We start from the raw sequence: 396 nt of genomic DNA, 5'->3' as shown, positions 1-396 counted from the left end.
ATGGCGGGGTTGCGGCCGTCGAGGTCGGGCAGCACGACCGAGGCCGGCAGGTCGCCCGCGGCGCGCGCCACGAGCGGGGCGACCGAATACTGGTTGAGGTTCGAGATGATGCCGGCGAGGCGGACGCTTTCCTCGGAGAAGGCGACGGAGCGCTGGTCCACGGGCCCGGCCCCGACGGTGAGCGCGCGCATCCGGCCGAGGATGGCGTTGCCCTCGTCGAAGGCCTGTTCGATGAGGGGCTGCTGCTGGGCGATCTGGTCCTGGAGATTGCGCAGCTCGTCGCTTTTCTGGCTGAGGACGCGGAAGACGGCGCCTTCGCCTGCCGCGCCCGAGAGCTGGCCGTCGCGTTCCTGGTTGGCGAGGGCCTCGAAGGCCTCCTGCGCGCGCTGGACCTCG

The 396-nt window shown here is 71.7% G+C and carries 1 protein-coding gene; it reads right to left on the bottom strand.

Annotated features, from left to right (window positions below):
* On the bottom strand, positions 1 to 396 hold a 396-nt coding region (locus ACLD7X_RS19490; protein ID WP_411425329.1), incomplete at both ends, for a hypothetical protein.

Origin of the sequence: Aphanothece microscopica RSMan92 (assembly GCF_046613545.2) — a bacterium.
Lineage (GTDB): Bacteria > Cyanobacteriota > Cyanobacteriia > PCC-6307 > Cyanobiaceae > NIES-981.
This window is presented reverse-complemented; position numbering and strand designations above follow the sequence as displayed.